5 protein-coding genes are annotated in these 6,292 nt (G+C 46.4%); 2 read left to right on the top strand and 3 right to left on the bottom strand.

Annotated elements, in window-relative coordinates; all coding sequences use genetic code 11:
* Positions 1 to 187 precede the first annotated feature (187 nt).
* The 3 genes from QUB70_RS20485 to petH form a co-directional block, all read right to left on the bottom strand.
* Positions 188 to 1,504 carry a homoserine dehydrogenase gene (locus QUB70_RS20485; protein ID WP_332983081.1) on the bottom strand — a complete coding sequence of 439 codons (1,317 nt, stop codon included), beginning with the start codon at positions 1,502 to 1,504 and terminating at the stop codon, positions 188 to 190.
* Positions 1,505 to 1,652: 148 nt separating this feature from the next.
* Complete coding sequence (locus QUB70_RS20480; protein WP_332983080.1) at positions 1,653 to 2,408, bottom strand: Uma2 family endonuclease; 756 nt, start codon at positions 2,406 to 2,408, stop codon at positions 1,653 to 1,655.
* 146 nt (positions 2,409 to 2,554) lie between these two features.
* Positions 2,555 to 3,763 (bottom strand): ferredoxin--NADP reductase, encoded by a 1,209-nt coding sequence (petH, locus tag QUB70_RS20475; RefSeq protein ID WP_332983079.1) that lies wholly within the window; start codon positions 3,761 to 3,763, stop codon positions 2,555 to 2,557.
* A 912-nt stretch (positions 3,764 to 4,675) separates the two neighbouring features.
* On the opposite strand from petH, the gene QUB70_RS20470 reads away from it, so the two are divergent.
* Positions 4,676 to 5,680 (top strand): phosphoribulokinase, encoded by a 1,005-nt coding sequence (locus tag QUB70_RS20470; protein ID WP_332983078.1) that lies wholly within the window; start codon positions 4,676 to 4,678, stop codon positions 5,678 to 5,680.
* 216 nt (positions 5,681 to 5,896) lie between these two features.
* Positions 5,897 to 6,292 (top strand): hypothetical protein, encoded by a 396-nt coding sequence (locus QUB70_RS20465; protein WP_332983077.1) that lies wholly within the window; start codon positions 5,897 to 5,899, stop codon positions 6,290 to 6,292.

The raw sequence follows: 6,292 nt of genomic DNA, 5'->3' as shown, positions 1-6,292 counted from the left end.
GGGATTTATCGTTGGGCGAGGGCGGGTTTTAGAGATTGTCAATTATTGGCCAATATTGTATGTGAAACCCGCCCCTACCAAATCCGCAAAATGTACATCGGGATTTACCATTGGGCGAGGGCGGATTTTAGAGATTTGTCAATTATTGGCAAATATTGTAGGTAAAACCCCCCCAACCAAATCACTTTTACAAAACTCGCAACGTGCTAGCAATACTATCGACTGCTTCCAGCGCGCGAATTTCATCGAGTGCTTGTTGAAAATTACCTTCCCTAACATCGTGAGTCACGACGACAATTTCTGCTAAATCGCCGTGAATTCCCGTCTGCACAACTGATTCCAAACTAACTTTGTGATTGCCGAAACAAGTGCCGAGTTTGCCAATTACCCCCGGAGTATCGCGCGTCAGAAAACGGGCGTAAAAGCGAGTAACAAGTTCCTGCATCGGAGCAATTTTGCAGTAGTGTTGGTGACTGCAACTCAGCAAAGGATGGGGAATCGGAACAGTTTCGGTTTTCAGGATGGCCGCCACATTCATGATGTCGGATACTACGGCGCTAGCTGTTGGGCCCGCACCGGCGCCGCGCCCGTACAGCATCAATTGCCCGATCGGCTCTCCTTCGACTAAAATTGCATTGTAAACCCCGTTTACACTCGCTAGCGGATGAGTTTTCGGCACAAAAGTAGGATGCACTCGAATTGACAGCAGTTCGCTTTCTCCCTCAGCTTGCTCGCCATTGTGGCGGGAGGTTTCTTGAGCAATAGCCAACAATTTGATCGCAAATCCCAGCTTGTCGGCGTAGTCAATATCAGCAGCACTAACTTGTCTGATACCTTCGCAATGAACATCTGCTAATTTGATGCGTCCGCCAAAAGCTAGCGAGGCTAAAATAGCAATTTTATCGGCCGCATCTAATCCATCTACATCTGCTGTAGGGTCAGCTTCAGCATAACCTAATTGCTGGGCGTCGGCGAGGACTTCGGCAAAGTCTGCGCCTTCTGTTTGCATCCGCGTCAGGATGTAATTAGTTGTGCCGTTGACGATGCCGGTGACAGTTTGAATGCGGTTTGCACCTAAAGATTGTTTGAGGCTTTGAATGACTGGAATGCCGCCGCCGACAGCAGCTTCTAGCATTACGTAAACGCCTTTTTTGTTGGCTGCCTCGAAGATTTCATTACCGTAGCGGGCGATAACTGCTTTGTTGGCAGTGACAACGTGCTTGCCGCTGGCAATAGCCTGTAAAATGAGCGATCGCGCCGGTTCCAATCCCCCAATTAGTTCTACTACAATATCAACTTCCGGGTCAGTTGCGATCGCTTCCAGATTAGTTGTCAGCACATTTTCTGGCAATTGTAAAGACCGAGATCGAGAAATATCGCGCACTCCCACCCGATAGATTTCCAATTCCTGCAACAGCGGATGGCGGCCATCTGGGGAGAGCAAAATCTTTGCCGTTCCCGCGCCAACTGTACCCAAACCTAGCAAACCAATTTTGAAAGCCACGACTTTGACCCGTTGAAACTCACTTAACCTACAATCATTGTATGATAATAAAGCAATTTGTCATTAAGTAAGCCCAATACCCAGATCCCGGACTTCTTTAAGAAGTCGGGGATCTACATGACTAATTAACCGGATTTGATATTACAATTCAAAGTTCTGTATCCATGTCTATCCCCATTTCTCGCAGCCGCTGCGCCAATCTTTCGGCACGCTGCCTTTCTGAATTAACTTGCTGTTCTAGTTGCACATTTTGCTGTTCGAGTTGCACATTTTGCTGTTCGAGTTGCTGTAGCTGTGCTTGTTCTTCTCGAATTAAATCTTCAACTAGGGGCGGACATAGCACTTCATTAACCGATAGAATAAATTCAGCGAACTGCACAGACTGAACTCGATCTCCCGGCAAAAATTCCTGATGAGAATAACTGCTTTCATTTTCGGGACGGCTGCATACTCGTATTTTAGGTCGAGCGGGATCTACAATCCAATATTCAGGGATATCAATTAAGTCATATTCTGCCCGTTTTCGGATGTAGTCGTCCCGCCAATTTTGACTGGTAACTTCGATAACTAACAGCGGTTTTTCTTCAAAGTCCAAGACTGCGGAACCAGGTTGCGCGCAGACTTGTTCCCACAGACTCTGAGTGCAAATCACCACATCAGGAATGCGGGAAGAGTTTTCCTCGGTTCGGACTGCGGTAGTGACAACTGCAACTAGCGGTAGGTTGTGTGCTGCAAAGAAGCGCCGGAACTGGTAAACCAAAAATTCACAAATTTTGATATGTATTGCTGTGGGTGTTGGCATTTCGATTAGATTGCCCCGATATAATTCATAACAAACACCTGATTCTCCCTGATAGTTCAGATATTCTTCAAAGGTGAGTTTTTGGGTAGAAGTTATAACCATGTCAGTTATCTCCCTTTTTCGGTGAGCTTACTGTATATTTTACACTTTTTGTAGGCCGTTCAAGCCCCTCAAAACTAAAAACTGTTTAAAACAATTGTAGGGCGAGCATTGCTCACCCTACAACTGAGATTAAATCTGGCTACACATTAATAGGTTTCCACGTGCCAGCGACCGTCTTTTTTCAACTGTTTCTGATAGGCAGTCCAGTCAACATCGTACTTGCTAGATGCAGCCGACATTCCCTCATCAATACCGCCTTCCATACCCTTCAAACCGCAGATATAAGTGTGAGTATTCGGCTTTTGAACCAATTCCCACAGTTCGTCAGCGTTCTCTTTAATCCGGCTTTGAATGTACATCTTGCCGCCGTCAGCACTCTTTTGCTCGCGGCTGATGGCATAAGTCAAGCGGAAATTATCGGGGAACTCGCGCTGCAATTGCTCCAACTCTTCCTTATACAGAATGTTGGGAGTGTAAGCAACGCCAAAGAACAGCCAAGCTAAACCTTTGAATTTGTAATCTGGATTGTTTTCTTTAAACATCCGCCACAAGTAAGCCCGGAAAGGAGCAATACCCGTACCGGTAGCCATCATAATAATGGTGGCATCTTCGTCGTCGGGCAACAGCATTTCCTTGCCTACAGGGCCGGTGATTTTGACATCAGCCCCCGGTTCCAAACCGGTGAGAAAAGTCGAACAAACACCCAAGACTTTTTCGCCTGTTTCTGGGTGTTTGTACTCCAGCCGGCGGACGCACAGAGAAACTGTTTTGTCGTCGAGGTTGTCGCCGTGACGGGTTGAGGCGATCGAGTAAAGCCGAATTTTGTGAGGTTTGCCGTTTTTATCCGTCCCATCGGGAATAATCCCGATACTTTGACCTTCGAGATAGTGCAAATTTCCTCCAGAAATGTCGAAGGTGACGTGGCGGACTGTGCCCTCGCCGCCCTCTCTGACCATTTCTTCTGTAGAAATGCACTTACCAATATAGGGATTGGCCGGCTTGTATAAGTTAACAGGAACCTGAACCTTTTCCTTTGCTTGGGTCATGGGCTTAGTTTTTTCTCCAGATTTCTGACTCTGTAGCCCTGCTTCTGGTGCGACTTTGCCATTAGTAGTTTCGGGAGCGCCATTTAAAGGACGAATGCTGACTATTTTGCCACCCATGCGAATAATCCTTCGCATTTCTTGATTCATGCGATCGTAGGGCACGGAGATAAACACGCTGCCGCTACTGCGAATCGGGTGACTTGTTTGGTCAGTGGCTTGATTCTGACGCATACCCTCCACTTCGTAAACAAAGATGCGGCTGCCTGATTCTGAGTTGGCCGCTACACCAGATATGCTTGGGCTGTACATTTGTTGCTTGTCCTTCACGATACAGAGTTATAAAGAGAGAGAATGTGACGTTAGACTCAATTTACTTTTTTCTTAAGGCCATCTAGACTAATTGGCCACGCCAATCTTTGGGCCTTCCCACGCCGGCGGGAGTGTCAAGTTGCGATCGCTCGCGTCTGGAATTTCCAATTAGCCGAACATCACGCTTGCCGAGTCCGGCTGCGTTCAGGTGTTGGCCTATAGCTATTGTTGTCTGCGTACTGCCAATATTTTACCCGATCGAGGGTGCAGCCCCGATAAGTCGTTTTGATTTGTGCCGGTGATGGATCGCGGCTTTAAGGGCACAAACAGGAATTCTATTCACCGGAAGCAGCCAAGATACAAGCCCCCGGATTCATGCGCGGATCGATAAAATCTGGTATCAGATAAACCTGCGATCGGATTTATGCCTGGGGTCAATTCTTCAATAATTCTCCGATCTAAAATTTAAAATCTCAAATCTAAAATCGATCGACGTTGAGTTTGTAGCGGGCGATCGCATTCTGGTAAGATTAACTACTAAAGTTAGTGTAAATAGATCTTGCGATCTTATGCCCCAAGCAATCCCAAATGCCTTGTGCGATGGGATAGGGAGCTGCGTAGTTCAGCCCAGGCGGGTCAATCCGCTCGAAGTAAAAAAGAAAGGGGAGGGATTCACGCCTCCCATGTCATACATAAATGACTATACTTTTACAAGCTATTAATTACTTGCGTTGAAGATTGCTTCGGTCTTCCCGGGCAGGCAGTCAACTGACTGCTGTATGCTGGTGAGAACTCGATCCTCTCGGGGTAGCAAAGCAGCACAAAGCCTGCTTGTCGCTATCTGCGGGCTTAAATTTTGTGGAATCTAGACTTGAGTTAGTTAGTAAACAGTGATTTTGTTAGAGGGAAACTATGACCAGTAAGCCGGATCGCGTGGTTTTAATTGGCGTTGCCGGAGATTCCGGATGCGGAAAATCTACTTTTTTGCGCCGATTGACAGATTTGTTCGGGGAAGATTTCGTGACTGTAATCTGCCTTGACGACTATCATTGTCTCGATCGCAAGCAGCGCAAGGAAACAGGGATTACAGCCCTTGACCCCAGAGCGAACAATTTTGACCTGATGGCCGAGCAAATGAAGGCCCTCAAAGAAGGTCACGCGATCGACAAGCCGATTTACAACCACGAAACCGGTCTGCTCGATCCTCCTGAGCGGGTAGAGCCGAATCACGTGATCGTAATTGAGGGACTGCACCCGCTGTACGACGAGAGAGTTCGATCGCTCCTCGACTTCAGCGTCTACCTCGACATCAGCGACGAGGTAAAAATTGCTTGGAAAATCCAGCGCGACATGGCGGAACGGGGCCACCGGTACGAAGACGTGCTGTTTGCGATCAATGCTCGCAAACCTGATTTTACAGCCTACATCGACCCGCAAAAGCAATATGCTGATGTGGTAATTCAAGTGTTGCCGACCAACTTGATCAAAGATGACAAAGAGCGGAAAGTTCTGCGGGTGCAGATGATCCAGCGCGAAGGCGTCGCCAATTTTGAGCCTGCGTATTTGTTTGACGAAGGTTCAACAATTAACTGGGTTCCTTGCGGCCGCAAGCTGACTTGTTCCTATCCCGGAATTAAGATGTACTACGGGCCTGACGCTTTCTACGGTCACGAAGTCTCGATTTTGGAAGTAGACGGTCAGTTCGAGAATCTCGAAGAAGTTATTTACATCGAAAGCCATTTGAGTAAGATTTCTGTGAAGTATGAAGGTGAGTTAACTCACCTGTTGCTCCAGCACCGCGAATATCCCGGTTCCAACAATGGAACTGGTTTGTTCCAAGTGTTAGTCGGATTGAAGATGCGGGCGACTTACGAGAAGTTGACTGCGAAGGAAGCGAAAGTGGCTGTTAGTGTTTAGAATCCTGACATGAAAGATTTGAGAGGCGCGATCGCGCCTCTTTTTTTGTGGAGAAATGAACAATCTTCATTCTTCAGTCCGCGTGGACGAAAGTTTGTGCTGTAGGGGCAATCCCCCCGTGGTTGCCCTGATTTCAATCGCCGAGTGACTTTTTTTCTCAAAAAATCATCAACTCTCCTGTTAAACAAGTGCTAAAATTTTGGAGAAGGTTCAATAATGGTATTAGTTAAAGGATTTTACGATGACATCCACTTCCCAGAAAGTAATATTAGTGGATTCTCTTTTGTAGGTAATGACCTAAAAATCGACATACATTCTGGTCTGGAAATTTATCCTCCTCATCCTTTGGCAAATAGTCATACAATGTCAGATGCCTGTTGTTTGATATTTAAAAATGTAGTCTCATCCCAAAGAACTTTCTCTATTTATGCAGGAGATCCAAAAACAGATGGTTTCAAAGAAACTAATAAAATTTTCGATCGCGTAAGCGAGCCTGAACCTAATATAGCTTATGAAGAGTATGGTGTGGAAGGAGTATTGCTAGAACCAAAAGCATGGATTAGCTGGGACATTGTTGCTGAAGAATTTTATGTTGATGATTTGAAGGAGTAG

It is taken from the genome of Microcoleus sp. A003_D6, assembly GCF_036702825.1.
Lineage (GTDB): Bacteria > Cyanobacteriota > Cyanobacteriia > Cyanobacteriales > Microcoleaceae > Microcoleus.
This window is presented reverse-complemented; position numbering and strand designations above follow the sequence as displayed.